General features: G+C 65.4%; 25 protein-coding genes and 1 pseudogene. 13 read left to right on the forward strand and 13 right to left on the reverse strand.

Features of this window, described 5'->3' with window-relative positions:
* Positions 1 to 46: 46 nt before the first annotated feature.
* The 10 genes and pseudogenes from AArcSl_RS06875 to AArcSl_RS06920 all read left to right on the forward strand — a co-directional run bounded on the left by AArcSl_RS06875 (position 47) and on the right by AArcSl_RS06920 (position 9,880).
* Entirely contained in the window at positions 47 to 1,201 is a 1,155-nt protein-coding gene (locus tag AArcSl_RS06875; protein WP_119816846.1) for an acyl-CoA dehydrogenase family protein, read from the forward strand.
* 126 nt (positions 1,202 to 1,327) lie between these two features.
* A complete protein-coding gene (locus tag AArcSl_RS06880) occupies positions 1,328 to 2,485 on the forward strand; it encodes a monovalent cation/H+ antiporter subunit E (RefSeq protein ID WP_119816848.1) in 1,158 nt (385 codons plus the stop codon).
* A complete protein-coding gene (locus AArcSl_RS06885) occupies positions 2,482 to 2,787 on the forward strand; it encodes a cation:proton antiporter (RefSeq protein WP_119816851.1) in 306 nt (101 codons plus the stop codon). The genes AArcSl_RS06880 and AArcSl_RS06885 overlap by 4 nt, the downstream gene beginning before the upstream one ends.
* Positions 2,784 to 3,122 carry a monovalent cation/H(+) antiporter subunit G gene (gene mnhG, locus AArcSl_RS06890; RefSeq protein WP_119816853.1) on the forward strand — a complete coding sequence of 113 codons (339 nt, stop codon included), beginning with the start codon at positions 2,784 to 2,786 and terminating at the stop codon, positions 3,120 to 3,122. Before AArcSl_RS06885 ends, mnhG begins: the two co-directional genes overlap by 4 nt.
* Entirely contained in the window at positions 3,119 to 3,655 is a 537-nt protein-coding gene (locus AArcSl_RS06895; protein WP_119816856.1) for a DUF4040 domain-containing protein, read from the forward strand. Before mnhG ends, AArcSl_RS06895 begins: the two co-directional genes overlap by 4 nt.
* Positions 3,631 to 4,194: pseudogene (locus AArcSl_RS06900) on the forward strand (MnhB domain-containing protein); the annotation flags it as partial. The gene AArcSl_RS06895 and the pseudogene AArcSl_RS06900, both read left to right, overlap by 25 nt.
* Positions 4,191 to 4,571 carry a cation:proton antiporter subunit C gene (locus tag AArcSl_RS06905; protein WP_119816862.1) on the forward strand — a complete coding sequence of 127 codons (381 nt, stop codon included), beginning with the start codon at positions 4,191 to 4,193 and terminating at the stop codon, positions 4,569 to 4,571. The pseudogene AArcSl_RS06900 and the gene AArcSl_RS06905, both read left to right, overlap by 4 nt.
* Positions 4,564 to 6,150, forward strand: coding sequence for a monovalent cation/H+ antiporter subunit D family protein (locus tag AArcSl_RS06910; protein WP_119816865.1), 1,587 nt, complete (start codon positions 4,564 to 4,566; stop codon positions 6,148 to 6,150). The genes AArcSl_RS06905 and AArcSl_RS06910 overlap by 8 nt, the downstream gene beginning before the upstream one ends.
* Positions 6,150 to 8,090, forward strand: coding sequence for a cation:proton antiporter (locus AArcSl_RS06915; protein WP_119816869.1), 1,941 nt, complete (start codon positions 6,150 to 6,152; stop codon positions 8,088 to 8,090). The genes AArcSl_RS06910 and AArcSl_RS06915 overlap by 1 nt, the downstream gene beginning before the upstream one ends.
* Positions 8,087 to 9,880 (forward strand): Na(+)/H(+) antiporter subunit D, encoded by a 1,794-nt coding sequence (locus tag AArcSl_RS06920; protein ID WP_119816872.1) that lies wholly within the window; start codon positions 8,087 to 8,089, stop codon positions 9,878 to 9,880. Before AArcSl_RS06915 ends, AArcSl_RS06920 begins: the two co-directional genes overlap by 4 nt.
* Before the next feature lie 64 nt (positions 9,881 to 9,944).
* Here AArcSl_RS06920 and AArcSl_RS06925 read toward each other — a convergent pair whose 3' ends face one another.
* From AArcSl_RS06925 to AArcSl_RS06955, 7 genes are all read right to left on the reverse strand, one after another.
* Positions 9,945 to 12,167, reverse strand: coding sequence for a CDC48 family AAA ATPase (locus tag AArcSl_RS06925; RefSeq protein WP_119816875.1), 2,223 nt, complete (start codon positions 12,165 to 12,167; stop codon positions 9,945 to 9,947).
* Positions 12,168 to 12,266: 99 nt separating this feature from the next.
* Positions 12,267 to 12,638, reverse strand: a complete 372-nt coding sequence (locus tag AArcSl_RS06930) for an Hsp20/alpha crystallin family protein (RefSeq protein ID WP_119816878.1) — start codon at positions 12,636 to 12,638, stop codon at positions 12,267 to 12,269.
* 84 nt (positions 12,639 to 12,722) lie between these two features.
* Positions 12,723 to 13,697 carry a deoxyhypusine synthase gene (locus AArcSl_RS06935; protein ID WP_119816881.1) on the reverse strand — a complete coding sequence of 325 codons (975 nt, stop codon included), beginning with the start codon at positions 13,695 to 13,697 and terminating at the stop codon, positions 12,723 to 12,725.
* Positions 13,698 to 13,796: 99 nt separating this feature from the next.
* Complete coding sequence (locus tag AArcSl_RS06940; RefSeq protein ID WP_245883388.1) at positions 13,797 to 15,602, reverse strand: histidine kinase N-terminal 7TM domain-containing protein; 1,806 nt, start codon at positions 15,600 to 15,602, stop codon at positions 13,797 to 13,799.
* Between the two features lie 205 nt (positions 15,603 to 15,807).
* Complete coding sequence (locus AArcSl_RS06945) at positions 15,808 to 16,794, reverse strand: UbiA family prenyltransferase (protein ID WP_245883390.1); 987 nt, start codon at positions 16,792 to 16,794, stop codon at positions 15,808 to 15,810.
* Positions 16,795 to 17,314: 520 nt separating this feature from the next.
* Positions 17,315 to 18,448 carry a DUF373 family protein gene (locus AArcSl_RS06950; protein WP_119816884.1) on the reverse strand — a complete coding sequence of 378 codons (1,134 nt, stop codon included), beginning with the start codon at positions 18,446 to 18,448 and terminating at the stop codon, positions 17,315 to 17,317.
* A 110-nt stretch (positions 18,449 to 18,558) separates the two neighbouring features.
* On the reverse strand, positions 18,559 to 19,317 hold the full coding sequence (locus tag AArcSl_RS06955) for a hypothetical protein (RefSeq protein ID WP_119816887.1): 759 nt from the start codon (positions 19,315 to 19,317) through the stop codon (positions 18,559 to 18,561).
* 105 nt (positions 19,318 to 19,422) lie between these two features.
* Between AArcSl_RS06955 and AArcSl_RS06960 the strand changes: the two genes are divergently transcribed.
* On the forward strand, positions 19,423 to 19,854 hold the full coding sequence (locus AArcSl_RS06960; protein ID WP_119816890.1) for a desampylase: 432 nt from the start codon (positions 19,423 to 19,425) through the stop codon (positions 19,852 to 19,854).
* A 77-nt stretch (positions 19,855 to 19,931) separates the two neighbouring features.
* Positions 19,932 to 20,297, forward strand: a complete 366-nt coding sequence (locus AArcSl_RS06965; protein ID WP_119816893.1) for a rhodanese-like domain-containing protein — start codon at positions 19,932 to 19,934, stop codon at positions 20,295 to 20,297.
* Positions 20,298 to 20,337: 40 nt separating this feature from the next.
* Here the strand turns inward: AArcSl_RS06965 and AArcSl_RS06970 are convergent, their stop codons facing one another.
* A complete protein-coding gene (locus tag AArcSl_RS06970) occupies positions 20,338 to 21,702 on the reverse strand; it encodes a geranylgeranyl reductase family protein (RefSeq protein ID WP_119816896.1) in 1,365 nt (454 codons plus the stop codon).
* A gap of 168 nt (positions 21,703 to 21,870) precedes the next feature.
* Here AArcSl_RS06970 and AArcSl_RS06975 point away from each other — a divergent pair, with 168 nt between their 5' ends.
* Positions 21,871 to 22,500: a DUF6517 family protein gene (locus AArcSl_RS06975; protein WP_119816898.1), complete on the forward strand. Its 630-nt coding sequence runs from the start codon at positions 21,871 to 21,873 to the stop codon at positions 22,498 to 22,500.
* 116 nt (positions 22,501 to 22,616) lie between these two features.
* On the opposite strand, the gene AArcSl_RS06980 is transcribed toward AArcSl_RS06975, so the two are convergent.
* From AArcSl_RS06980 to AArcSl_RS07000, 5 genes are read right to left on the reverse strand one after another with little or no spacing between them, the layout of a single operon-like run.
* A complete protein-coding gene (locus AArcSl_RS06980; RefSeq protein WP_119816901.1) occupies positions 22,617 to 22,943 on the reverse strand; it encodes a transcription factor S in 327 nt (108 codons plus the stop codon).
* Between the two features lie 50 nt (positions 22,944 to 22,993).
* A complete protein-coding gene (locus tag AArcSl_RS06985) occupies positions 22,994 to 23,806 on the reverse strand; it encodes an ABC transporter permease (protein ID WP_119816904.1) in 813 nt (270 codons plus the stop codon).
* Entirely contained in the window at positions 23,803 to 24,672 is an 870-nt protein-coding gene (locus AArcSl_RS06990) for an ABC transporter ATP-binding protein (protein ID WP_119816908.1), read from the reverse strand. Before AArcSl_RS06990 ends, AArcSl_RS06985 begins: the two co-directional genes overlap by 4 nt.
* Positions 24,669 to 25,574, reverse strand: coding sequence for an ABC transporter permease (locus AArcSl_RS06995; RefSeq protein ID WP_217563511.1), 906 nt, complete (start codon positions 25,572 to 25,574; stop codon positions 24,669 to 24,671). Before AArcSl_RS06995 ends, AArcSl_RS06990 begins: the two co-directional genes overlap by 4 nt.
* A complete protein-coding gene (locus tag AArcSl_RS07000; protein ID WP_119816911.1) occupies positions 25,571 to 26,728 on the reverse strand; it encodes an ABC transporter substrate-binding protein in 1,158 nt (385 codons plus the stop codon). Before AArcSl_RS07000 ends, AArcSl_RS06995 begins: the two co-directional genes overlap by 4 nt.
* Positions 26,729 to 26,858: the final 130 nt, after the last annotated feature.

Below are 26,858 nucleotides of genomic sequence, written 5' to 3' on the forward strand. Positions count from 1 at the left end.
CTGATGTTTGGAAACGTGTATCATACCGCGGTGTGGATACTCGAACATGGAGTTCGAACTCACCGACGAGCAGAAGGCGCTCCGCGAGGAAGTCCGGCGGTTCGCGGAAAACGAGATCCGGCCGGTCGCAAGCGAGTACGACGTAAACGAGGAGTATCCCCACGAGGTAATGGACAAGGCTGCCGAGATGGGGCTGCTCGCCCCGCACATACCGATCGACTACGGCGGGGTGGGGTACTCGTCGATGGAAATGTGCATTCTGACCGAGGAGCTGTTCGCAGTGGATCCGGGGATCGGACTGTGTATCACGAGTGCCGGGTTCGGCGCCGAGGCGATCATGGAGTTCGGCAGCGAGGAAATGAAAGAGGAGTACCTCCCGCCGCTCGCGGAGGGCGAGACCGTGATGGGCTCGGCGATCAGCGAACCGCAGGCTGGATCGGACGTCACGTCTATCAGCACCCGAGCGGAGAAGGACGGCGACGAGTGGGTGATAAACGGGAACAAGATGTGGATCACCAACGGGACCGTCGCCGACTACTTCGTCGTGGTGTGCGAGACGGACCCGGAGGTGGAAGACCGCTATTCGGGCTACTCACAGATACTCGTCGAGGCGGATCGAGACGGCTTCTCGGCCGACAAGATCACCGGGAAGCTCGGAATCCGCGCAAGCGACACCGCCGAGTTGATCTTCGACGACGTACGGGTCCCCGAAGAGAACCTCATCGGGACCCGCGGAATGGGATTCCTGCAGCTGATGCAGTTCTTCGACGAGACGCGGACCGCCGTCGCCGCCCAGGGTGTCGGGATCGCGAAGGGTGCCGCCGAGCGCTCCCTGGAGTACGCCCAGGAGCGCGAGCAGTTCGGCCGGTCGATCAGCGAGTTCCAGTCGATTCAACACAAGCTCGCGGACATGCACACCCGCACGGAGGCCGCCCGACAGCTGACGTACAAGTCCGCCTGGAGCGTCGATAACCGCGGCGACGATCTCACGATGCTGGCTTCGATGGCCAAGGAGTTCGCCTCGAGGGTCGCCCGCGACGTCACCGACGAGGCGGTGCAGATCCACGGCGGCGCGGGCTACGTCAACGACCACGACGTAGAGCGGCTCTTCCGCGACGCGAAGATCACCCAGATCTACGAGGGGACCAGCGAGATCCAGAAGAACATCATCGCGCGGGAGCTGCTCGGCAAGGGCTTTTAAGAAAGGAAGATCGCATCCCGCGGCGCTCGACCCCGCCTCCTCGGACGAGATAAGTAGAGTTTTGAGCGGGTAGCCGGACCTTGTGGGTGATGAGACTCGCGGACGAACCCGACAGGAGGTGGTTCGGTGCCGGCTGAAAACGGACGGCTGCTGGTACCGGTAAAGAACACGGCTACCGTTCGCAAAACGGTCGCAAACGCAGTAGCGCGGATCACCACCGCGGAACGCGACCCCGAGCTCCACTTCGTCTATCTCGCAACGTGGCGGGACGACGATCCCGGATCGACCGATAGATACGCGGAGGCGACAGCATTGCTCGATCGGATCGAGGTGTGGTGTAGATACGACTTCGAGGAGACCGGATACGACGAAACGATCTCGTCGGCGGACGTCGTTCACACGACGGTTCTGGGACGCGGGGAGTACCTCTTCGGTGCGGACGACTACGCCGAGTTGCTCTTCGAATACGCCGAGGAACGCGGGATCGAGACGGTCCTGATGGATCCCGAATACAGCCTCGTCGGGCGGTCGACGCTGCATCAACCGCTGGATTTCGAACTCGAAGCTCGTGGATTGACCGTCGAGGAGGCGCCCGTCGATCGGCCCTCCAGGCGACAGCGGTTCGCCCAGGAGCTGTCTGCGGGACGGTTCCTGTTCGTGTTCGGCGTTTCCTATCTGTTTTACCTCGTTCTGGGCGGGTTTTCGGGGCTGTTCGACGTCATTACCGGCGCGGTCAGCGCCGCGATCGTCGCGGGAGTGCTCTCGACGATCACGGTCGATCGGGATCCCTCGTTTCCGGAAACTCCGCTCCGAATCCTCCGACTGGCCGTGTACGTCCCGTACCTGTTCATCGAGATCGTGAAGTCGAACCTCGTCATCGCGTCGGTGATCCTTCGACCGTCGATGCCGATCAAACCACGGCTCACTCGCGTTCGGGTGTACGTCGGCCCCGGCGTTCAGCTCACGACGCTTGCGAACAGCATCACGCTGACCCCCGGAACGCTCACCGTCCGGGCGAGAGACCAGAACCTCTACGTCCACTCGCTGGTCCCGTCGGCGCGAGACGGGCTGTTCGCCGGCTCGCTGGAACGGTGGGTCCGGTTTATCTTCTACGGCCGGGAAGCCGCCCGGATCGCAAGTCCCGAAGAGCGGGGAGACACAGAGATACTTCAGGGACCTGAAGCCGACGCGGTCGCCGACGGCGGCGTCTCCGATGGCGACAGCAACGACCACAACAGCTCCGACCGCGGCACCGCAGACGACCGGGAGGTGAGCGACGAATGAGTTTCGTCGAGACGACCGTCGTGGCCGGCTTCTCGCTCGGGGAGATACTGATCGCCATCGCAGCACTGTTCGTCGCGCTCGCGATCGCAATGCTGTACCGTGCGGTCGACGGTCCGACCATCCAGGACCGGGTGCTGGCGGTGAACGTCCTCGGAACCAACACCGTCGTCATTCTCGCACTGTTGGGCGCCGCACTCAACGAGCCGTGGTTCCTGGACATCGCGCTAGTGTACGCGCTGTTGAACTTCCTGATGTCGGTTGCGATCTCGAAGTTCACCGTCGAACAGGGGGGCGTCATATGACCGACCTGGAGTTCGTCCGCGTTGCGCTGGTACTCCTGCTCGCACTCACGGGGCTGTTTTTCACCCTCGTGTCCGCGACCGGCGTGATCCGCCTGCCGGACGTGTACGCCCGCGCCCACACCGCCTCGCAGGCCGACACGCTCGGGGCGGGCTTTGCGCTCGCAGCCGTCGCGTTCACGCTCGGCTGGGAGCCAACCACGGTGAAAACCGTGTTCCTCCTGTTTTTCATCTTCCTGACCAACCCGACTGCGGCTCACGCGATCGCCCGGGCCGCCTTCGAGGAGGGGATCGAGCCGTGGACCGAACTCGACGAGGAGGGAGGTGAACGGCGGTGACGCCGATCGAAGCCACCCTGATCGTGTTCGTGATCGCGGCAGCGACTGCGACGGCGCTGTTCCGCGACGTGCTGGCGTCGATCGTCGTGTTCGGCGCCTACAGCCTCGGGATGGCGGTGCTGTACACGTTCTACCGTGCTCCCGATGTCGCACTCACCGAGGCGGCCATCGGCGCGGGCGTGACGACGATCCTGCTTCTGTTGACGATCGCGAAGACGGTCCGACTGGACCACGACCGCACCTTCGAGCCGGTCTCGTGGCCGGCGGTCGGCGTCGTTGGCGTTCTCGGCGTGCTCATGCTCGCGACAGTGCCGTCGATCTATCCCGTGGGTGATCCCGACGCGCCGGCGTGGGCCAACCCGGAGGTAACGGGCTACTACATCCAGCACGCCTATCCCGAGACCGGGGTCGAAAACGCCGTGATGGCCGTCCTCGCCGGCTACCGCGCGTTCGACACCTTCGGCGAGGCTGTCGTCGTGTTCGCTGCCGGGATCGCCGTGCTGATCGCCCTCGATCGGGAGGTGTTCACATGACCGACCTCGACGAGGTCCGTCAGCAGCCGTACACCGAAAGCCAGGTGATCATGTCGACCGTGCGCGTGGTCGCACTGTTCGTGTTCACCTACGGGCTGTTCGTGACGTTCCACGGCGCCGGCTCCCCCGGCGGCGGGTTCCAGGGCGGCGCGATCATGGCGGCGGTCGTGTACATGATCGCGTTCGCGTTCGGCATCGAGGCGACGCGACGGTGGCTCGAAAACGCGGTCATCGTCGGGCTCGCGGCGGTCGGCGTCGTGATCTTCGGCGGCGTCGGCGTCCTCACGATCGCACTCGGGGGCAACTTCCTCGATTACCCGATGCTCGCCCCGGTCCTCGATCCATTCGTGGTACTTCCGCCAAACGAACTGACCAAGTGGGGGATGGAGACCGTCGAGATCGGCGGGATCGCGCTGATCGTCGCGTCGGTGCTCGTCGGCCTCTTTTTTGCCCTCGCTGCTGGCTTTTCGGCGGTCGCGCTCGACGCGGGACGACTCCCGGACGACGAAACTGACGACACCGAGGAGGTGCCGGAATGATCGAACTGCTGACGACGAGACACGCCTACATCGCGTTCGTCCTGTTGGTCTGTATCGGGCTCTACATGATGATCGCGAGCCCGAACATCGTCAAGAAGCTGATCGGGCTGAACCTGTTCCAGACGGCGGTGTTCCTGCTTTTCGTCGTCGCGGCGTACGTCCAGGGCGGTACCTCGCCGGTGATCCCCGCCGGCGCACCCGAGACGTACGTCAGTCCACTGCCGCACGTGATCGTGCTCACCGCCATCGTGGTGGGCGTGAGCCTCACCGCGGTCGGGCTCGCGCTCAGCATCCGGGTGTACTCGGAGTTCGGCACGCTCCGGATGGACGTGCTCAGAGAGATCGTCCGTGAAAACAGGGAGGTGAACGATGACTGACGTCCTGCTCCCGCTTCTGGTCGCAGTCCCGATCCTGGCTGCGGTGCTCCCGCTCGCGTTCGGCCTCCGGTTCGAGAACGTCGGCTGGCCGGTTGCGGCGGCGACCACGTTCGGAATGCTCGTGGTCGCAGCCGGTGCCGCGTGGGAAGTGTTCACCGAGGGTCCACTGTACCACGAACTCGGCGGGTTCCCCCGCCCAGTGGGAATCGAACTCGTCGGCGACGAACTGTCGACGCTCGTCGTCCTTCTGGTCGCGGTGGTGTCGTTCACCGTCGTGCTGTACGCCCGGACCGCCGGCCCGCGGGGCAACCCGTTTTACAGCGGCTACCTCCTTTTGATCGGCGGCCTGATGGGCGTCTCGCTGACAGGCGACCTGTTCAACATGTTCGTCTTCCTGGAGATCGTCGGGCTGACGACGTACGCGCTGGTCGCGGCCGACAGATCCGGGGAGGCCGCCTACGCCGCACTCAAGTACCTGTTCATCGGGACGGTCGGCGCGTCACTGTACCTCATCGGGGTCGGCTACGCGTTCCTCGCGACCGGCACGCTCAACATGATCGACCTGCAGACGGCGCTCGCCGACGCCGGGTACACCAACACGCTGGTGCGGGCTGCGTTCGGCTTCATCGTCGCCGGCTTCGCCATCAAGATCGCGCTGTTCCCGGTCCACACCTGGCAGCCGGACGCCTATCAGCAGGCGCCCGACAGCGTGAGTGCGCTGATCTCCGCGCTGGTGTCGACGGTCGCCGCGTACGCGCTGATTCGGGTGGTGTATACGGTCTTCACGATCGACTTCCTCGCGGCCAACCCCGCGATCACCGACGGCGTGCTGCTGCTTGCGACGGTGAGCATCCTCGCCGGCTCCGCCCTCGCGGTCACCCAGTCGGAGATCAAGCGGATGCTCGCATACTCCTCTGTCGCGCAGTTCGGGATGATCGCCGCCGCGGTGCTGATCGCGAACGACACCGCCCTCACGGGTGCGATCATTCACCTGATCGGTCACGGGCTGATGAAGGGGGCGCTGTTCATGGGTGCCGGCGTGCTCGCGGCGGCGTACGGCGTCCGCACCCTGCACGAGTACGCCGGCCTCTCCGCGAAGGCGCCCTACACCGCGGGCGCGATCTCCGTGCTGGGGCTCGCGCTCGTCGGGATCCCGCCGTCGATCGGCTTCCTCGGCAAGTGGTACATCGCGCTGGGGGCGATAGAGGGCGGCCACTGGGTCGTCGCCGGCGTCGTCTTCCTGTCGACGCTTTTGACCCTGGCGTACGTCGCCCGGCTGCTCGAGAAGTTCTACTTCACGCCGTCGGGGGTGGAACACCTCGGCGGCGTCGAGCCGGTCGAGCCGGGGGCGCCGGCGACCGACGGCGGTTCGACTCCCGAGCACGACGGTGAGAACGACGACGGACACGGCAGCGAGCACGTCCCGCCGGCGGTACCAGTTCCGGTGAACCGGCGTCCGGGCGTCTCCGCCGTGATGGTCCTTTTGGTCGTCCTGGCCGCGGTCGGGGTTGTCGCGCTGGGCTTCGGTGGTAGCGTCTTCGAGTCGCTGATCGATCCGTTCGTCGGGAGGGTTCTGTAATGGAGGTATTCGACTACCGACCACTGGCTGCGGTTCTGGTCTCGCTGGTCGGCACGGCCGCCATCGTGGCGCTGCACCGCCGACCGAACTACCGAGAGGCGGCGACGATGCTCACGGCGCTTGCGAAGTTCGGCATCGTCGCGAGCATGCTGCCGGCCGTCCTCGCGGGCACGACGTTCGTCTGGTCGTTCGGGACGTTCGTCCCCGGCGTCGAGTTCGCGCTCCGTGCGGATCCGCTGGGGATGCTGTTCGCGTTCCTCGCCAGCGGCCTGTGGATCATCACCTCGCTGTACAGCATCGGCTACATGCGCGGGCTCGACGAACACGGCCAGACGCGATACTTCGCCTCCTTTGCCGTCTCGCTGTCGGCGACCATGGGGATCGCGTTCGCGTCGAACCTCGTGACGATCTTCGTCTTCTACGAGCTGCTGTCGGTGGCGACGTATCCACTCGTCGCCCACGACGAGGACGACCGCGCGCGGTCGGCCGGCCGGAAGTACATCGCCTACACCTTCTTCGGCGGGGGCGTACTCGTCCTCGCCGGGACGGTGTTGACGTTCTGGCTGACCGGCACTACTGACTTCACTGCCGGCGGGATCCCGATGCTCGCGGACGTGGCTGCCGCCGACCCGTGGCTCGCGAAGCTGACGTTCGTACTGCTCGCGGTCGGGTTCGGCGTGAAGGCCGGCCTGATGCCGCTGCACCAGTGGCTTCCCGAGGCGATGGTCGCGCCGACCCCGGTTTCGGGGCTGTTGCACGCGGTTGCGGTCGTCAAGTCCGGCGCGTTCGGCGTCGCCCGGGTGACCCTCGACGTCTTCGGACCGCAGGTCGCGTTCGACCTGGGAATGGGGCTGGCGCTGTCGGTGCTGGCGGCGTTTACCCTGACTGCGGCGTCGCTGATCGCGATCCGGAAGGACCACCTCAAACAGCGGCTCGCCTACTCGACGGTGTCACAGCTGTCGTACATCGTGCTCGGGCTGGGGCTGTTCGGCTGGTACGGGCTGATCGGCGCGCTGTTGCACATCCCCGCCCACGCGTTCATGAAGCTCACCCTGTTCTTCTGTGCGGGCGCGATCCACGTCGAAACCCACACCGACTACATCTCGAAAATGGCCGGCATCGGCAAGCGGATGCCCGTGACGATGGGCGCGTTCGCGATAACGGCCGCCGGCATGGCGGGGATGCCGCTTCTGGCCGGCTTCGTCTCGAAGTACTACATGCTCATCGGCGCGGCGGAACTGGGCGGGGTGTTCCTGTATCTGGCGGGCGCCCTGCTCGTCTCCGGCGTGCTCAACGTCGTCTACTTCTGGCCGGTGGTGTACACCGCCTTCTTCGAGGCGGAGGACGACCACGATGCCAAGCCGCTGGTCGACGGCCCCATGGGCGGCGAGCGTCGCTCGCTGCTGGCGGCGACCGACGGCGGTCGGCCCCCGGAGGACGACACCGTCGAAGCGACCGGCGAAGAGACTGACGGCGAGTCTCCCCGGATTCCCGACGCCGAAGGCGAGGAAGACGACGACGTGATCCAGCCGGACTTCTCGCCGGGGGAGCGGGACTTCTCGGAGCCCGCACCCACCGTCGACACCGGCGACTACGCCGTCGACCAGTATCCGAGCGACCACCTCGATGACGATCACGAGGACAGGACAGCAGATCGGGATGACCGTGACGAACCACACGAAGGCCGCGACGAAACACACGAAGGCCACGACGAAACACACGAAGGCCACGACGAACACCACCACGGCGGCCCGCCGTCGGGCGGCTGGCGGCGACTTTCCGCCCGGGAGGCGCTTTCGGGCCGTGAAACGACCTGGTTCATGCTCGGGCCGATCCTGGCCGCCGCGCTGGGCGCGGTGCTGCTCGGGATCGTCCCTTACCGGATGGTGTTCCTCGGACTCATCGAGCTGATCGTCGAGAACGCGGGGGTGCTGCCATGAACGAACTGCTCGCCACGATCCCGCCGTTCCTCCCCGTCGCGGTCGCCGCGCTACTTGCGGTCTTGTTGCCGCGACACGCCGGCCACGCGGTCGGGATGCTGGCCGCGCTGTTCGTGCTCGGCCAGTCGCTCGTGATGCCGGCGACGACCCCCGCGACCGTGCAGTTCCTCGGCTTCGAAACGGTGCCGATCTTCGTCGATCAGTTCACCCGGCTGTACGGCGTCGTGATCGGCTTCCTCGCGGCCGCCGCCGTCGCGTACTCGTGGGGCAGCGACGCCCCGCGAGTACAGACCGGCTTCGCGCTCGCGTACGTCTCCAGCACGCTGGGGATGGTGTTCGCCGGCGACTGGCTCACGCTGATCTTCTTCTGGGAGCTGATGGCCGTCACCTCGACGCTTCTGGTGTGGCACTACGGCGGCGAGGCGGTCCGGGCGGGCTACCGCTACGCCATCGCCCACGGGATCGGCGGGACGCTCCTTCTGGGGGCGGTGACGCTACACTACGCCCGGGTGGGGTCGTTCCTCTTCGAAGCCAGCACCGGGATCGCAGGGAGCCTGGGGACGCTGCCGTCGGTCGAGGCGCTGCCGGCGCTGCTCGCGGCGCTGGGGATCGGCGTCAACTGTGCGTTCATCGGCCTGCACACCTGGCTGCCGGACACCTACCCGCGTCCCCACGTCGCGGCGTCGGTGTTCCTGTCGGTGTTCACCACCAAAACTGCGGTCTACGCAATGTACCGCGCGTTCCCGGAAGGTGGCCTGTGGCTGGCGTATCTCGGCGGCGCGATGGCCGTCTACGGCGTCTTCTTCGCCCTGCTGCAGTACGATCCGCGGCGGCTGCTCTCGTATCACATCCAGGCCCAGGTGGGGTACATGCTCGCGGGGATCGGGCTCGCGTCGCTGGGTGGCGATCTCGGCAACTTCGCGGTCGCCGGCGGGGTGGCTCACGCCTTCAACAACGTGCTGTACAAGAGCCTGCTGTTCATGGCCGTCGGGGTCGTGATCTACCGGACCGGAATAAACGACATCCGGAAGCTCGGCGGGCTCTGGAAGGTGATGCCCGTCACCTTCGTCGTCTACGTGATCGGGGCCGCGTCGATTACCGCCGTCCCCGGATTCACGGGATTCATCTCGAAAGGGATGGTGATCGACGCCGCCCACGAGGTGAGCAACGTGCCGCTCCTTTTGGGTGAAGACCTGCTGTGGTGGCTGTTGATCATCGGCGGCGTCGGGACGTTCATGTCCTTCATCAAGCTCGGCTGGTACATCTTCTTCCACAACGCGCCGGAGATCCGACCCAAGGACTCGACGGTGGGACAGACCGTCGGGATGGTCGCGGTTGCCGGGCTGTGTGTGTACTTCGGGATCTTCTACGGCTCGCTGTTCGAGCTGCTGCCGTTCGCGGAGACCTGGGAAACCTCGCCGTACAGCACGGGTCACCTGATCGAAGGGTTCGCCCTGCTGGTGGCCGGCTTCGTCGGCTTCTTCACGCTGAAGGGGCCGCTCGCCCGGATCTCCCACCTGCCGGACATGGAGCGGGTGATCAACCCGGCGGTCTTTTACACCGGTCGGGGCTTCGTCTGGGGTGTCACCGAGTTGTGGGCGGCCGTCGACCGGGTCGTCATGCAAACTGCGGCGACGCTGAAGCAGATCGGCACGCATCCCGAGCAGGCCGTGCGGCGCGTCGCCGGAATCTCCGAGGACGCCGACGTCTACCTGCGTGCCGACATCGGTCGGAGCGTGATCTTCCTCACGTTACTCACGGCGGCGGCGCTGGCGGCGCTGTTGCTGTAGCGCTGACACGCTGTCGCGCGCGACGTCGGTCGAAATCGGCCGACCGCTGAAAGCGGCCTCGGTGTCAGCCCATCGGTTCCGCGACCGGCTCGGCGGACAGGTCGCCGTCGACGTCGGCCTCGACGCTCACGAGCGCGCGGTCGAAGTGATCCATCGTCAGGACGATTTCTGCTGGATCGGGTTCCTCCCCGGCAGCATCGGCATCGACGTACTCGCGGACGGCGATCTGTGCGGCCTCCCGACAGATTGCCGCGATGTCTGCACCAGTCCGCCCGTCGGTCCGGTCGGCGAGTTCGTCGAGGTCGACGTCGTCGGCCAGCGGCCGATCCCGGGTGTGGATCGCGAAGATCTCCCGGCGGGCCCGTTCGTCGGGTTCGCCCACCTCGACGTGTCGATCGAGACGCCCGGGGCGGAGCAGCGCCGAGTCGATCAGGTCGGGCCGGTTGGTCGCCGCGATCACCACGACGTCCTCGAGCGCTTCCATGCCGTCCAGTTCGGTGAGCAGCTGGGAGACCACCCGTTCGCCGACGTTGGAGTCGCCGACGCCACGGCCACGCTCGGCAGCGATCGCGTCGATCTCGTCGAAGAAGACGACTGTGGGCGCGTTCGCCCGGGCCTTCTCGAAGATCTCCCGGACCGCCTTCTCGGATTCACCGACGAACTTGTCGAACAGCTCCGGACCCTTGATCGAGATGAAGTTCGCCTCCGACTCGTTTGCGACCGCCTTCGCGAGCAGCGTCTTGCCCGTTCCGGGGGGGCCGTACAGCAACACGCCCTTCGCGGGCTCGAGGGCGACCCGCTGGTAGGCGTCGGCGTACTCGAGGGGCCACTGGATGGTTTCCTTGAGGCTCCGTTGCGCCTCCTCGAGGCCACCGACGTCCGCCCAGGTGACGTCGGGCACCTCGACGAACACCTCACGGAGCGCCGACGGCTCGATGCTCCGCATGGCCGCCCGGAAGTCGTCGTCGGTGACTTCGATCGAATCGAGTACCTCGGTAGGGATCTCGTCGTCCTCGAGGTCGATCTCCGGACGGACGCGACGGAGCGCACGCATCGCCGCTTCCTTCGCCAGGCTCTCGATGTCCGCGCCGACGAAGCCGTGGGTGTTTTCGGCGTACGCCTCGCGGTCGACATCGTCGGCGAGAGGCATTCCCCGGGTGTGGATCGAGAGGATCTCCTCCCGGTCGTCGCGATCGGGGACGCCGATCTCGATCTCGCGGTCGAACCGGCCGCCGCGGCGCAACGCGGGGTCGATCGCGTCCACGCGGTTGGTGGTGCCGATCACCGTGATCCGGCCGCGCTCCTCGAGCCCGTCCATCAGACTGAGCAGTTGGGCGACCACCCGGCGCTCGACGTCGCCGGACACCTCCTCGCGTTTGGGGGCGATGGAGTCGAGTTCGTCGATGAAGACGATCGCCGGCGCGTTCTCCTCGGCTTCCTCGAACACCTCCCGGAGTTGCTCTTCGCTCTCGCCGTAGTACTTCGACATGATCTCCGGGCCACTGATCGTCTGGAAGTGGGCGTCGATCTCGTTGGCGACGGCCTTCGCGATCAGCGTCTTGCCGGTGCCCGGCGGGCCGTACAGCAACACCCCCTTCGGCGGCTCGATTCCGAGGGTGCTGAACAGTTCGGGATGCCGCATCGGCAGTTCGATCATCTCCCGGACCTGCTCGAGCTCCTCGTCGAGACCCCCGATGTCCTCGTAGGTGACGCTGGGTCCTTCGGGAACCGGGGTGGCCTCGCCACCGGCGACGTCGATGACGTCTTCGTCAGTGCCAGCTCTCGCGGTTTTGATCTCTGTGTCGGGCTGTACGACGACGGTGTCGGCCGGGGCGGCGTCGACGATGCGAAGCGGGAGACGTCGTCCGGATCGCCGGGAGAGCAGACCGAATCCAAGCTGCAGCGAGATCGTCTCGCCGACGGTGAGGGCTCTGTCTGTGAGTTCCTCGCGGAGATACGGCCCGAGATCGCCGCGCACACGTACCTCGTCGGGAAGCGCAACCGTCACGTGGTCGGCCGGTTCGATGTCCGTTGGTTCGACGGTCACCCGGTCGTCGATGCCGACGTTTGCCTGCGTCCGGAGTTCGCCGTCGATGCGGATGACTCCGGTTCCGGCGTCGCCGGCGTCGCTCGGCCACACGCGGGCAATCGTTCGATTCCCGCCCCGCCCCTCGATCGTCACGAAGTCGCCACCGGAGACGCCAATCTGTGAGAGCGCTTCCCTATCGATGACAGCCATACCGCTTCCCGGATCGCGGTTCTTGAGCTGTTTGACCGTGAGTCGCATGGGTATCACCGGTTTCTCGTACCGAAAAACGCGAAGTCCGTGGTTCGATCGACAGTCGATACGTCGGCACCCATCGACGACGGAAACGGCCGAGGGGCGTCAGCCCTCGATCTCGATCTCCCGGCCCTGGACCGTCGCACCGGTTTCGACCGGGAGACGCACCTCGAGGATGCCGTTGTTGTACTGGGCGGAGATCGCCTCGTCGTCGATGGTCTTCGGGAACCGGAACCGTCGGTGGTACGTCTTCCGACGGTCGCGATCCTCGTCCTCGTGCTCGGCGGAGATGTTCAACATTCCGTCGTCCCACGAGGCGGTGATCTCCTCGGGGTCGAAACCGGGCATCTCGACGGTCAACACGAACTCGCCGTCCTCCTCGTACAGTTCGTAGTCGTCGGTACCGCTTTCGAAGAGTCTACTCGGAAAGTCGGTGCCTTGCAGCCAGGAACTGGGAGTGTTGGTCGGAAGTGCCATGTTTCAGTCACCTCCGTGCTCGGTCGGAATTATGTTGGCGCTTCGTAAAAAATCTTTTGGAAGCGTGGCGGTTGTGTCTGGCGATTACATCTCGAAGGCGGCGGCGACGAGAAGCGGGAACACCAGCGTCGCCTCGGCTTCGATCTGGGTGTAGTTGGTCTCGTTTTCCTTGATCTTTCCCCAGGAAACCGCCTCCTCGGGGGTCGCACCCGAAAGCGAGCCGTCGCCCTCCATTCCCGTCGAGATGTAAACGACGTAGTCGGCGCCGCCCCGGAACAGGTTGGTCATGATCGCGTGGTGTTTCGGGACGCCGCCCCCGACCGCGATCAGTCCGGTGGTGTCGGCGAGCATGCCGTCCTCGATCAGGTCCTCGTAGTCGTCCATGGTCGCGATGTCGACGTCGTCCTCGTGGCCCTGCCGGTAGTAGTACAGGAAGTTGCCGATCTCGGAGTCGGTGAGCGCCGGGCAGTACACCGGCACGTCGTTGTCGGCGGCCTGCTTGAGCACCGAGTCCTCGTCCTCGAGCGTCTCGCCGAGCTCGCGGGCGAACGCCGTCGGCGTTCTGATCGGTTTCTCGGCGAAGAAGTCGTCGAAGAAGTCGTAGAGATACTCCTCGAGCCAGACGTACCGATCCGAGGGAACGTAGATGTTGCCGAGCCGGTTGATTCCCCGCTCCCGAAGGGCGGCCTCGTCTGCGTCCCACTGGCCCATCTTGAACGGTTTCGCGGTCTTGATGACGTCCTCGGCCAGCGATCCGGACGTGGTGATGATCACGTCGACGTACCCCTCGCGGACCAGCGCCGCCACCGTCTCCCGAAGCCCGGAGGAGACGATGTTGGAGGTAAACGTGAGGTAGACGGTCGCGTCCGCTTCCTGCATCCGTTTGGCGATGTCGACCGCCTCCGCGAGGTGTGTCGCCTGGAAGCCGGTCGTTGCGTAGGCGTCGAGCAGTGCTCCGAGGTCGAACTCGCCGCGGAAGTCGTAGCCGCGAACGTCCGGCGTGTCGGGCTCCTCGTCGGACCCGGGTACGACGTGTTCGCGGGATTCGTCGTCGTCCATACGCTCCGTTGGCCGACGGTGGGTTTCAATCGCTCGGGATCGATCTCGACGGCCGATCCCGACGAGACGCAGGCAGCGACGCGGTCGCTTTGTCCCCGATCAGGGGTTTCGCGACCGCGTCGATCGGGTCCGTCCGGTCGTCGAGGAGCCGAGAGTCGACCGCGTCGAGACGAAACTGGACGCAGCCGACCCCTCCAGCGCGTCCGTCGGAATCCGGGCCCACGGATCGGCCGACTCCGGCGACGGTTCGACGGGGACCTCGACGGTCACGATCGCTCCGGTCGGGTCGTTCTCCGCGAACTCGACGGTACCGCCGGCCATCTCCGCTCCCCATTTGACCAGCCACAGTCCCAGGCCGCTGCCGTGCTCCAGTTGGGTTTCGGTTCCGCTTTCCAGCACCTCCCGCTCGTACTCGTCGATTCCGGGCCCGTTGTCCGCGACCGTAATCGTGACCCGATCGCCGTCGGACTCCGCGGTGACCCTCATCCACGGATCGTCGTCGAGGTTGTGCTCGGCGGCGTTCTCGACGAGGTTCTCACACACCACCTCCAGTACACCCGCCACGTGGACGTCTTCTCCGGTCGGCTCCACGTCGACGTCGACGTGCGGATACGCCGATCTCACGTCGGCGACACAGGCCTCGAGAAGTCCGTCGACCGGAATCGGCTCCTCGCTGGGTCCAGTCTCGAACAGTTCGAGGATCTCCCTGCCCTTCTCGCCGATCTCCTCGAGACGGTCCGCACGCCGCTTTATGACGCGGGCCTCCTTCGAGTCGTATTCGTCGGTCAACAGTCCGGCGTAGCCGGCGATCACGTTCGTCTCCGTCCGGATGTTGTGGCGCAACACCCGGTTGAGCACCTCGAGCCGCTGTTGCTGCTGGAGGTAATCGGTGATGTCGTGCAGCGAGATCACCCGTCCGATGACCCGGTCGTAAGCGTTAGTGATTTCGGTGACGGTGACGTCGTACTTCCCGGTCCGGCCGTCGGTTTCGATGGTCAGATGTCCGGACATCGCTCCGTCCGCAGGCAGTTCGTTGTACTCCGGAACGATCTCGCTACCGGGCTCTCCGAGCGCCGCCGGTCGCTCCACGCCGAGACTCCGTACGGCCTCCCCGTTGAGTTCCACGACGTAGTCGTTGCTGTCGACGACGATGGCCCCCTGGTTCATCTCCTCGAACAACAACTCCGGCGCGTGACGGTTCGGGGATGGGTTGGTTCCGAACAGCCGGAATCGGGTGAGCGCGCCGAGATACGCCACACCGGAGACGGCGAAGGCGATCGGCGTGGGATCGATCCCGCCGGTCGGGAGAACGCCAGTCACGTACAGCACGCTGGTCAGCCAGGGGGCAACGGTCCCGATCAGCACCGCGCTACTCTGTCCGCGGAACTCGGTTGCCTCACTCCAGACGAGTTCGAGGAGAGGGATGCTCCCGAGTATGCCGAGGAAGTACGTGTAGCCCGCAATTATCCAGTACCAGGGGCCGGCGACGTAGTTGAGCCTCACCACTCCCGCCGTTTCGACGAGGGTCGTCTCCAGATACAGGAGATCGTGGAACTGACTGGTCATGGCCAGCCAGACAGTTGCGAGCGGTACGACCGACACCAGTCCGACGTAGCGTGTCTGAACGTACTGATCCCGCCCGGTGTATTCGAGGGCGAAAAACAGCCACGCGACCGGAATCGCGACGACACCGATCCACGACATGTTCATCCAGAACACTTTCGCCGACAGTGTCGCCGCCTCCAACTGGAAGAGAAGTGAGATGGACCACCAGATCTGGCCGACGAGCAGCACGAACAGCGGAATCGATCCCGGCTCGTACCGCTCACGCCAGGCCAAAAGCGCCGCGGTCATTCCGACGATGACCGCAGCGAACAACAGTGGTGTGATGGAGAGGTCAAACACTACTACGTGAAGGGTTGTCGTGACTGCCTAATTAAAGCATAGGTCTCGTAATCACTATTGATAACTAGCAGGTGACAAAATATATGAAGACAGATAGGAGTTACAAAAAACTAGTTAGCCATCCAATAAGAACAGTCGGCCCTAGTTAGCCATCCAATAAGAACAGTCGGTCTCCGCAAACTGCCTCGACTCGACGGAGGGGTAGTCACACGAGGGATGTAACGGCGACGACGACGATGAAGGCGAGGACGTACTGCGATTCGACGGCGACAGTGAGTTCGTCGTATCGATCGGTGCGTCCGACGAACCCGGACAACACGAGAGAGTACGCCGTACCCACGGCGAGACCGATCCCTAGCGGCACGCCGACGAAACCGTAGTGTACCGCGAGGCCGACGAGCAAAAGCAGGACGACACCCACCCCATAGAGGAGATGTCGGGTCCGACGTACCCCGAAGACGACGGGAACTGTCGACACGCCGATCGCCTCGTCCTCCTCCACGTCGCGGACGTTTGGAATCTCCGTGGCGAGTGTCACACCCAGGAAGAAGTACGCGAAGACGAACCCGGCCGCCGGGGAGAACTGCGCGTTCGCGAACGCGAGCGGAAGGAACGTGAGCGTAAACGCCCACGCGAACGCCACGACCGCCGTGTTAACCAACAGGACGTCCTTCAGGCGTCTGAACCCGGTTGTGGACTCGGGAATCCAGTCGGACGCGTACAGGAGCCAGAACATGCCCGGCAGCAGCGTGATTATCAGTGCCAGCGGACCGCCGAGGATCGACAGCGCGACGGCGACGCTGTAGGCCAGAGAAGCCGTGAGATACAGCACGTTTGCGTGACGCTGTGCGAATTCGGCCTGCCGTGGTTTCGCAACGGCGTCGGTGTCGGCATCGGCGATCCTGTCGCTCGAGTAAACGGCGAACGTAACTAGCCCGATCACGATCGGCGCGAGATTGAGCGGAACGGACAGTATCCAGATCGCAAGCAGAGCCTGCAGCGAGGCGATGATGGCCAGGTACAGCGAACTGTACCGTACCGTCGCGAGGATTGTTGCCCCGAGCGTCACGCTGGTGGACTCCCTGCGCTCCGTGGCGTGCGTGGACTCGTGATTTTCCGACCACTTCCCGTGGCTGCCCGACCGCATCTCGTGTTCGTCCGCTCCTTCAACGATCTGCTCTTTTTGGGCCATTAGTTCGTGTGGGTGGCGTCGGTGATAGTGCGGATACAACCATTTGCAAAGCCTACCCTAATAGCCGTTTTGTTTGATTACATACCAGTCTATGAAATGATGAGATACTGATAAGATGACAATAAGAACGCTACTGTACCGTACTTTACAGATTTATTTATTATAGAAATATTAACTATCGTGGGATCCGATGGATGACATATAAGAAATTTGTAATTTGTATTATCATGGATTGAATTGCCGAACCCTGGTGCACCATACAAGAGACATCCGTCAGCAGCCAACCAACTCCTCCAGGATGGTTCCACCACACCGAAGCGTCATACCGCCCCGAACTCGACGGGCGAGCGGGCACCGCGGACTGAGAACCAGGTGTGAACCGCCTCGGGGTCAAGTCGTTCGAGAATCGAAGAGTCTCGTGATCCCGAAAACCTTCGATTTTCGGACGACCCCGGGGCACTCGGCCTGCTCCGCCTGTAGACGTTTTTTCGGCCGACCGATTACAGCCCCATTCACAGGCTCATCGCGACTCCCCCTCCTCGCTTTCCGGCTCGAGCACCTCGTCGAACGCGTCGGAGCCGACGTCTGCGGCGACTTTGACGCCGACCAGACTCACGATCAGTCCGGCGACGATGAACGCCGCGAGCCGCTGGAGCGCCGGGATCGTCACGCCGAACAGTTCGAAGGAACCGAGGATCGCCTCCTGCTCGAGAACGTATCCCGCAAACCCCCGGACGACGAGCCCCAGCGCGACCACCACGAACGGGAGGTTGAGGTACGGCGTCCGGATCCCTTCCTCGCGGATCGCCTCGTCGAGGAGTCGGCCGGTACTCGCGGTCAACGCGGCGGTCGCGAGCCACGGGACGCTGCTGTAGACGAACTGCATCACCGGGACGACCGTCCTGGCCTCCCCCGAAAGCTCCGAGGCCGACAGTACACCGAAAAAGACGCCCACGAGTGCGAGCCCGACGGCGACGACGTAGGTGACGATCGACACCTGGCCGGCATACAGCGCCTCGCGGGCGCGTTCCGGGACGTTGGAGACGTACTCGTCGATCGCCATCCCCTTGTACAAAAGCGCCGCCCCGAGCAACCCAGCGAGTCCCGCAAGCGCGACCGCCGGCGAAAACTGCAACAGCAACACCGGCAACAGAAGCAGCGCGATCCCCAGCGGCACGAGCACGGTCGATCGGAGCTCCTCGTCGCCGAGGAACTGTTTGAGGAGGTAGTAGGTCGACTCGATGTCCCGGCTCTGCCTGACGACGACCCGCGAGACGCCGTCGACCGGGATCCGGCTCTCGACGATCGGGATGATCCGTTCGTCCTGCGCGCTGTCGACGACGACGATCGCGGCGTCGGGATCGTATCGTTCGATAAGCTCCTCCAGCTGTGCGGCGATCGACCGGTCGGCGGTTACCATCGAGTCCCCGCCGCCCGAGACGACCGCGACGACGGCGTCCTCCTGCTCGTCCCGGAGGTCGCGAGCGATGCGCAACCCCTCGAGCAGGCAGTTGACCGTCGAGTCCTCGGGATCCACGAGGCCGATTTCGGTCACGAGCGATCGAACCGCCTCCCATCCGGACACCGGCATTCGGACGCCGGTGTTTCGACCGATGTCGTTGGACCGATCCACACAGCACACGAGCGTCGTCACGTGCGAACCGAACGCCCCCGGCGATAAAAACTCTCCCCCACAACCTGCTCGTCGTCACCCATCCGTTGGGGAATCGACCGGTTCACTCCGACCGATTCGCTCCGACCGGTTCACTCCGGCCGGGGCCGGATGAGATCCGCGAGCGCGGCCAACAGCCCGAGCAGCCACCCGGTCGGGACCGCGATCGCGAACCACATCAGCGCGAACCCCTCCCCCTCGACGAAGAGGTACTGCGCACGCAGCGAGAACGTCGCCCGGAGCCACTCCGAGAACCCGCCCACCACGAGCACGGAGTCGAGGATCCAGATCGCGAGCGCCTCGCTGGGATCGAAGATCAGCGCCTGGAGCGCCGGGACGAAAAGCGCCGCCACGACAGGCGGCAGGAAGATGGCGGTGAGCGCGAACGGATACGCGAAGACGACGCTCGTTCCCCGGCCGCCGATCCGAGAGAAGAAGACGGCGGCGCCCGCCGAGACGACGGCGACGACGCTGGCGGCGACGACCGCGAGGAACTCCTCCCAGGGGAGCTGGAAGTGAGCCGCCACCGAAAGCGCGCCCCAGACGACGGCCGCGAGCAACACGGCACCGACGATTCCGAGCCTCGTAGCCGCGCTGTCGAGTTTGGTCGCGTTGTACCGCACCGCGACCCCCACGAGCAACAGCGGATAGCCGATCGCAACGAGCGGGACGCCGATCGTCGCCCACCCGTAGTAGGCGATTTCCTGCAGAGTGGTCTCTGGTTTCCACTTTCCGAGGACGCTCCCGGGGTCGAGCTGCCGCGGAAACGCGAGCTCCATCCACGTCTCGTGGAGCCGCACGAGGTCGATACGTATTGCGTCCCCCAGTCCGGACGAACGACGTGCCTCCATCGACTGTGAGTGTATGCTCACTCTACCTCAAGCTTGCGCTCGACGGGGAGTTCCCGACGGCTGTGCTCCGGGAGCGTTTTACTCGACGGGTCCGAACCCCCGGTAATGCCGGCGTTCACGCGAAGTGCGTACGACGAGATCGTCTCCCGCGCCCGGCGGGGCGGCGCCCGGGAGATCTGTGGGGTGCTCGCAGGGACGACGAAAGCGGGGGAGCCGGAACCGATCGTCGACTCGGTGTATCCGGTCGACAACGTCGCCGACGCGCCACGGAGCCGATACGAACTGGATCCGGAAGGGCAGCTCCGGGCGATCGAAACGCTGGAGGAGCGCGGCGAGACGCTCGTCGGGTTCTATCACTCCCACCCGCGGGGACCGCCGACACCGAGCGAAACGGACGTCGACTCGGCGACCTGGCCCGGCGCGTCGTACGTGATCGTCGCGCTCGACGGGGAACCGTACGTCGGCTCCTGGCTGTGGGATGACGACACCTTCGAACAGCAACTTGTGCGTGTTGTTCCCGACGGGCGGAACCGGTAGCCCGCACGTCACCGGGGCCACGAGACGTTCGACTCCGGACAGAACGATTCAAAAGTCCCGGCCCCGAACGGACGGACATGGTCGAGGAACTCACGCCCGAAGAAGTGAAAGAAAAGGTTGACACGGGCGAGATACAGGTGATCGACATCCGCGACGAACGGGCGTTCGAAGAGGGGCACGTACCGGGGGCGGTGAACGTCCCGATGAGCGAACTCCCGCGGGCGGTCGATCAGGTCGACTGGGAAGACGAGATCGTCTGCGTCTGCCCGATCGGGCAGTCGTCGATCCAGGCTGCGAAGCTGGTCTCGAGCTTCGAGGGCGTCGACGACGACGCGAGAGTGACCAGCATGAAAGGCGGCTACCGTGCGTGGGAGTACGAACTCGAATCCGGCGCCGAAAGCGGCGACGCGGATACCGAAACCGAGTCCAGCACTCCGCATTGACCTCCTCCCACGACTGAAGTCGTAGCCGGCGAACGCGAGGCTAGTATTTCGGCTCTGCGCCACAGATTTCGTAGACGTCCTGGAGGATCTCGTCCCGGCGGCGCTGCCAGGCCGGGAAGTTGGCGGGGTCGCTGGGATACACCTCGTACTGTTCGACCAGCGCGTCCGCCCGGTTCCTGATCCGATACAGCTCCAGAAGGGTACTCCAGTGGCCGACGGTATCCAGAAGCGTCCTGACCGCAGTCGCCGGGCCGAGCGACAGGGTCCCGCCCGAGAGCGCGTCCACGAGCTGCTGTCCCGGAACCGACGAGACGATGTCGGTGAGCTCGCCGACGTCGTGTGAGGTGCCCCAGATGTTGTACAGGTCGGCGGCGGCAAACCGCTTGCCGAAGCCCGTCATCACCTCGCGGTTGTATCCCCACAGCGACGCCTCGCTCACGTCGCCCGCCGAGATCGCCCGGACCGCCTCCCGGGCGGCCCAGTGGCCCGCCCTCGCCGCGCCGGGGATCCCGCCCCCCGTCGTGGGGTTGACGTGGCCGGCAGCGTCGCCGGCCGCCATGAACCCGGGAGCGACCGCCGAGTCGTACGGACGACGGGTCGGCAACGCGGCGCCGAGCTTGTCGACGACGGTCGCATTCCGGAGCTCCGGATCGCTCCCGACGTGTCGGGCCAGCGCGTCGGCGAGCTTCATTGGCTCCTCGCTCATCTGGAATCCAACGCCGGCGTTGATACGGGTATCCGACCGCGGGAAGTACCACAGGTAGCCGAGCTGGTCGGTCGGCGCGAACACGATGGCGTCGTCCCACTCGACCGGCTCGGGGAGGTCGAGAATCTCCCGGTAGGCGGAACAGAACTGGGTGTACGAGACGTTCGTGTCGAACGTCGCCCCCGAGAGGTCGGCGGCGTCCTGAAGGATCGACAGCGCGCCGGCGGCGTCGATTACCACGTCGGCTTCGTACGTTTCGACGTCGCCGTCCCGGACGGCCCTGACCCCGGTCACCCGACCGTGGTCGTCCTGACGGACACCCTTCACGACGGTCCCGTACCGGATTTCCGCGCCGAGACGCTCGGCCTCCTCGAGGATCACCTCGCCGTACCGTTTCCGGTCGAGGACGACCCCGGACTCGTCGAACTCGATCTCGACGTCCTCGCCGGTCTTCGGGTTTCGAAAAATTCCCCGGCGAATCCCCTGGTTGGTGAACGACTCACGCTCCAGATACGACAGATCGATTACGTCCGGGAACGCCGTCGCCCCCTTTATCGCGTCGCCGCAGGCGATTCGGCCGGCCTCCTCCGCCGGCTTCCGCTCGAGAACGGCCACGGATACCCCTTCTCGGGCGGCGGTCGCGGCGGCGAACGCGCCGGCCGTCCCCCCGCCGACGACGACGATTTCGTGGCTCGGCATATCCGAAGTTACCCCGGCGTTGACAAAAGTCTTCGCTCACCGGATCGTGTTCCGTCCGTGATTTTCCGTTCCGCATCGAACGGAATTGGTCACGACAGAACACTACGACGGTGCCACATTTCACACCTGCCCGAAAGATAGAAACCCGTCGGCCGGCTCGGAATGGGCATGGACACAGGCGCGATACCGGGGGATACGTCCCTCGGCCGGCTGCTCGTCGCGGTGGCGCTCGTGGTCGTGCTGGCCGGCTGTGCGGGGGGATCGTACTCGTACGCCGCCGAACCGGCCTCGATCGACGGGGACGTGCTGTCGGACGCCGGCTACGAACACGCCGAACCGGAGGCGAACGAGATCGACGAACAGTTCGAGATCGGCGGCGAGGGCGTCGAAATCGAGCTCCGTTCGTGGGTCGCCGGCTACGAGCGATCGGCGGGCGACGGGCTGTTGCTCGTGGTGAGCACGCCCGACGCGACGGTCGCGGGACAGTCCGTGAACCCCCTGGCCCGACTGTCGGGAAGCGAACTGATCACCCGGGCACTCGAGGCGAGCGGCGAAGGCGACGGGGAGGTTCGCGACGTCGAGGAGGTCGCCGTCGAGGAGCGGACGATCCTCGGCCAGGAGACAACGGTCAGGAGTTACGAGGGCGTCCTGGAAACCGACGAGGGCGACGTGCCGATCGCGTTCCACCTTGCAACCCTCGAACACGACGAGGACGTGATCGTACTACTGGGCGTGCATCCGCAGCAGTTCGACGAACGGGAGACGCAACTCGGACTGATGGAAGCCGTCGAACACTGATACTGATTATTGTAGTGAGTTACCGGTCGATCGGCCCACCGGGTGGCCGATCGTCCGATTACGGCCGAGAATAATCAGTATGAAGCAGGCAAACCGACGGCAGAACCGCCGTCAGGTCAGTGGTCGTCCTCGCGCCACTTGTGCTCACATTCCGTACAGATGAAAAACCGCGTCTCGGACTCGTCGGCCGAGCGGATCTGCTGCATGTACCAGTGAGCCCGGTCGTTGCCACACTCCGGGCAGCGGGCACTGGTCGTCGGGAGCCCCTGATCTTCGGCGTCGCTCACGTCGACGATCTCGGACTTCTGCTGTCCCTGGGTGGTCGTCATCTCGGCGTCCTCGACAGCGTCGCGGCCCTCGACGTAGCCACAGGAGGTACACTCCCAGACGTCGCTCTCCTCGCCGGCTCGCATCATCGATCCGCATTCGTCGCAGAATTTCATGCCCGGCACAAGCGCCGTCGTACACTTAAATAGACGGAAATCCGTCCGTCTCAGGCGGAACGTCCGGCCTCGGAGTCCAGCCACGGCAGCAGGTATCGGTCGAGACGGCCCACCGCCGCCGTGGAGGCCACCCCGAGCGCGCCGATCGAAAGCATCCCGACGACAATGTACGGGTACGAACCGCCGGTGTACGCCGACCAGGTCAGGTACCCCAGACCGCTCCCCCCGGCGAGCATCTCCGCGGCCACGAGGTTGAGCCACGCCAGCCCCATCCCGACGGACAGCCCGGTGGTGATCGACGGCAGCGCGCCCGGCAGCCCGACGTGCCGCAGGGTCCCGACCGCGTCTGCACCCAGCGACCGCGCGGCCTTCGCGTACTCCCGATCGACGCTTCGCCCGCCCTCGACAGCGTTGAGAAGGATCGGGTAGAACGCGCCGAGGAAGGTGATGAACATGATTCCCGGCTCGGTACCGGGGATCAGGAGAATCACCGCGGGGATCCACGCGATCGGCGGGATCGGCCGGACGAGCTCCAGCGCCGGCAGCGTCAGGTCGGCGAAGGGGTCGTGCCACCCCGCAAGCAGCCCGATCGGCACCGCGATCGCGGCCGCCAACAGGAACGGGACGTACACCCGGACCGCGCTCGTGAGCGCCGAGGAGTGAAACGACGGATCCACGATGGCGGCCGCGAAGGCGCCCGCGACGACCGGGGGCGTCGGGAGCCCCGGGGCGACCGTCGACCCCACCGCCCACCAGACGAACACGAGTCCCGAAAGCGAGACGATCGGCGCGAGTCGCTCGATCGGGAAGCCCGGAAGAGCTCCGTCGGTTGACCGGAGCGACGGGAACCGTTCGAGCGTCATCTCGACGTCCCTCCGGCGCTCCCGTCGGATTCGGCGGTTCTGTCCCCCGTAACTGTGCGGTCCTCCCCCTCGACCGCGGTCTCGAACTCCGCATCGAACTCCGCGCCAGCCTCGCCGTGGATCGACGCGAGCAGTTCCCGCTTCAGTTCGGTGAACGTCTCCGACGTCCGGGAGTCGTGATCCCTGGGGCGGGACAGCGGCACGTCGACGACCGTCTTGACGGTTCCCGGGCGGGCGGTCATCACGACCACGCGGTCGGCAAGCAGGATCGCCTCCTCGACGTCGTGGGTGACGAAAAGCGCCGTCGCGTCCGTCTCCCGCCAGGCCGAGAGCAACTCGAGCTGCATCCGGCCTTTGGTCATGGCGTCCAGCGCGCTGAACGGCTCGTCCATCAACATGATCGACGGCTCGTTTGCGAGCAACCGCGCCAGTTCGGCACGCTGGGCCATGCCACCGGAAAGCTGGTTGGGATAGGAGTCGGCGAACGTCGACAGTCCCATCCGGTCGAGGAGGTCTGCGACGTGATCCGTCGGTCGATCGCACATCTCCGGCCCGAACGCCACGTTTTCGCGGACGGTCTTCCAGGGGAACAGCCGGTTCTCCTGGAAGACCACGCCGCGCTCGGGGCCGGGTCCCGATACGGGTTCGCCGTCGGCCAGAACCCGTCCGGACGTCGGTTCGACGTGGCCGGCGACGCAGTCCAGGAGCGTGCTCTTCCCGCAGCCGGATGGGCCGAGCACGGTGAGGAACTCGCCGGGGTCGATCTCGAGGTCCAGCCCATCGACGGCGACAACGCGCTCTTCCTCGCCGCCGTACACCTTGGACAGGCTCTCGATATCGACGCGGCCGCCGAAATCGGTCGTCACTGTGCCACCCCCGAGGGAGTGTCCTCGAGCCACGGGCCGAGGTTCGTCGCCGCACGCGAGACGATCGCCGTCGAGACCGCCCCGAGGAACCCGACCGCGATCATGCCGACGACGACCGACTGGACATCGACGAGCCGGTACGCCTGGAACACGACGTGACCCAGGCCGTACTCCCCGGTGATCATCTCGGCAGCGACGACCGTGATCCAGCCGAGGCCGACGCCGATCGTCACCCCGGTGAGGATCGACGGCAGCGCCGCCGGCAATACGACGTGTCGAAGCGTCTGGCGCTCGCTCGCCCCGAGGCTCTCGGCCGCGCGGCTGTACTCGTCGTCGACCGACTCGACCCCACGGACGGTGTTGACGAGCGTGGGGAAGAACGCGCCGAGAAACACCACGAACAGCACCCCGCTCCGGACGGTCGGGAAAATTACGAGCACCAGCGGCACCCACGCGATCGGCGGGATCGGACGGAGGAACTCCAGTGAGGGAAACAGGTAGCGTTCGAAGCGGCGACGGGTCCCGATCAACAGCCCGAGCGGGACGGCGACCGCGACCGCGAGCGCGACGCCGCCGACAACCCGTCCCGCAGTATACGCTGCATGGACGTAGATGGTTGCGCCGTCGGCGACCGGTTCCCCGGCGAGATGCGAGCCGACCGCGGCGGCAGTTTCTGCCGGCGAGACGAACACCCCGAACCCGAGTACGCCGAGTCGGACGAACGCCCACCACACCGCAAGCAGCGCGAACACGGACAGGCCCCGTCGGACGGGTCGTGGAACCGCTTCGATTCGCGTGGCGCCAGTTTCGGCTGCCGACGCCAGCCGGCTCCGTCCATCCCCCAGTTTCAGGACGTGCGATCGGCGTCCGAGTCGACGCCACCGATCGAAGTCGACGCTCACGGACGCTCACCCGCGCGGTGTGGGTCCCAGTCCACCTCGCCGTCCAGTTCGTCGATCGCTTCGGCCAGCAGATCGGTGTCGTACCGGTCGGCGTCCGGTACGCTGTCGATCACCCCGGACTCCTCGCGCAGGAACTCGGGCCCCGTTTCGGTCAGCAGTTCCCGGGCGGGATCGACCGACGAGAAGTCGGTGTAAAACAGCTGACGTTCGATGTCGGGGTTGACCTCGAGGTTCTCGTACAGCGTCGATCTGACGGTGTCACGGTCCAGATCCCGGCTCAGTTCCGCCTCTTCGAGTCCGAGATCCAGCGCACGCTCCGGATCCGTCGCGAGCAGGTGTTTCGCCTCGAGTTCGGCTTTGAGCCATCCCCTGGCGACCTCCCGGTTCTCCTCGATCAGCGAGTCGGGCATCACGAGCGCCCCCAGGTCGGGCTCGTCGTACTTCGCGCCGGTAAACAGGTACCGGGCGGCGTCGGCCTGCCGGACCACCCGGGCCATCGAGGGCTCCCATCCGAAGGCCACGTCGATAGCTCCCTCCCGCAGGTTCGTCACCACGCTGTTGATGTCCTGATCCCGGATCGTGACGTCGATGTCTTCGGCCGCGAGAACGGTGAGCAGGAACCGGTGAGACAGCGTCCCCTGCGTGACGTTCACTTCTCGACCGTCCAGGTCGTCGACGCCGTCGATATCCACGCCGTTCCGGACGACACAGAGGTTCCCCTGCTGGCCGAGCGAGTAGCCGCTGAGTCCGACGACCCGGATCGGCGTGTCGTCGTTGGCCGCCGCGATGATCGCGGGGTTGTCGCCCATGTAGCCGAGGTCCGTCTGTTCGGAGATGAGCCGGTTTACCGTCGGCGCACCCTGCAGGACGGCGTGCCAGTCGACCTCGTATCCGTCCGGGAGGTGCTCCCGCCACAGTTCGCCGTGGCGGATCACCAGCGCCGAGAACGCCTCGCTGTAGTAGGGGTGGTAGTCGACTGTTATCGTCTCCGATCCGCCGAACGCACCGCCGAGACAGCCCGCAAGCGCCGGCAGTCCCACCCCGGCCGCAACTGCTCCGCCGATCCCTTTCAAACTGCGTCGTCGAGAGACGTCGTCGGGGACTCCGGGTGCTCGCTCGCGGTGTCTGGTTCGTTCCGATTCGTGGTGTTCCATACGTTCCCGTACGGCTACCGCTTCAAAGCCGACACGTTGCTGGTGACGCTCGCCACCGCTCCCGGATCGAGTCGAAAGTTACCGCTATCTGCAGCCCTCGACCGTCGCCGGCGAACGGTTCCGGAATTCC

The sequence above is a fragment of the Halalkaliarchaeum desulfuricum genome, assembly GCF_002952775.1.
Taxonomy (GTDB): domain Archaea; phylum Halobacteriota; class Halobacteria; order Halobacteriales; family Haloferacaceae; genus Halalkaliarchaeum; species Halalkaliarchaeum desulfuricum.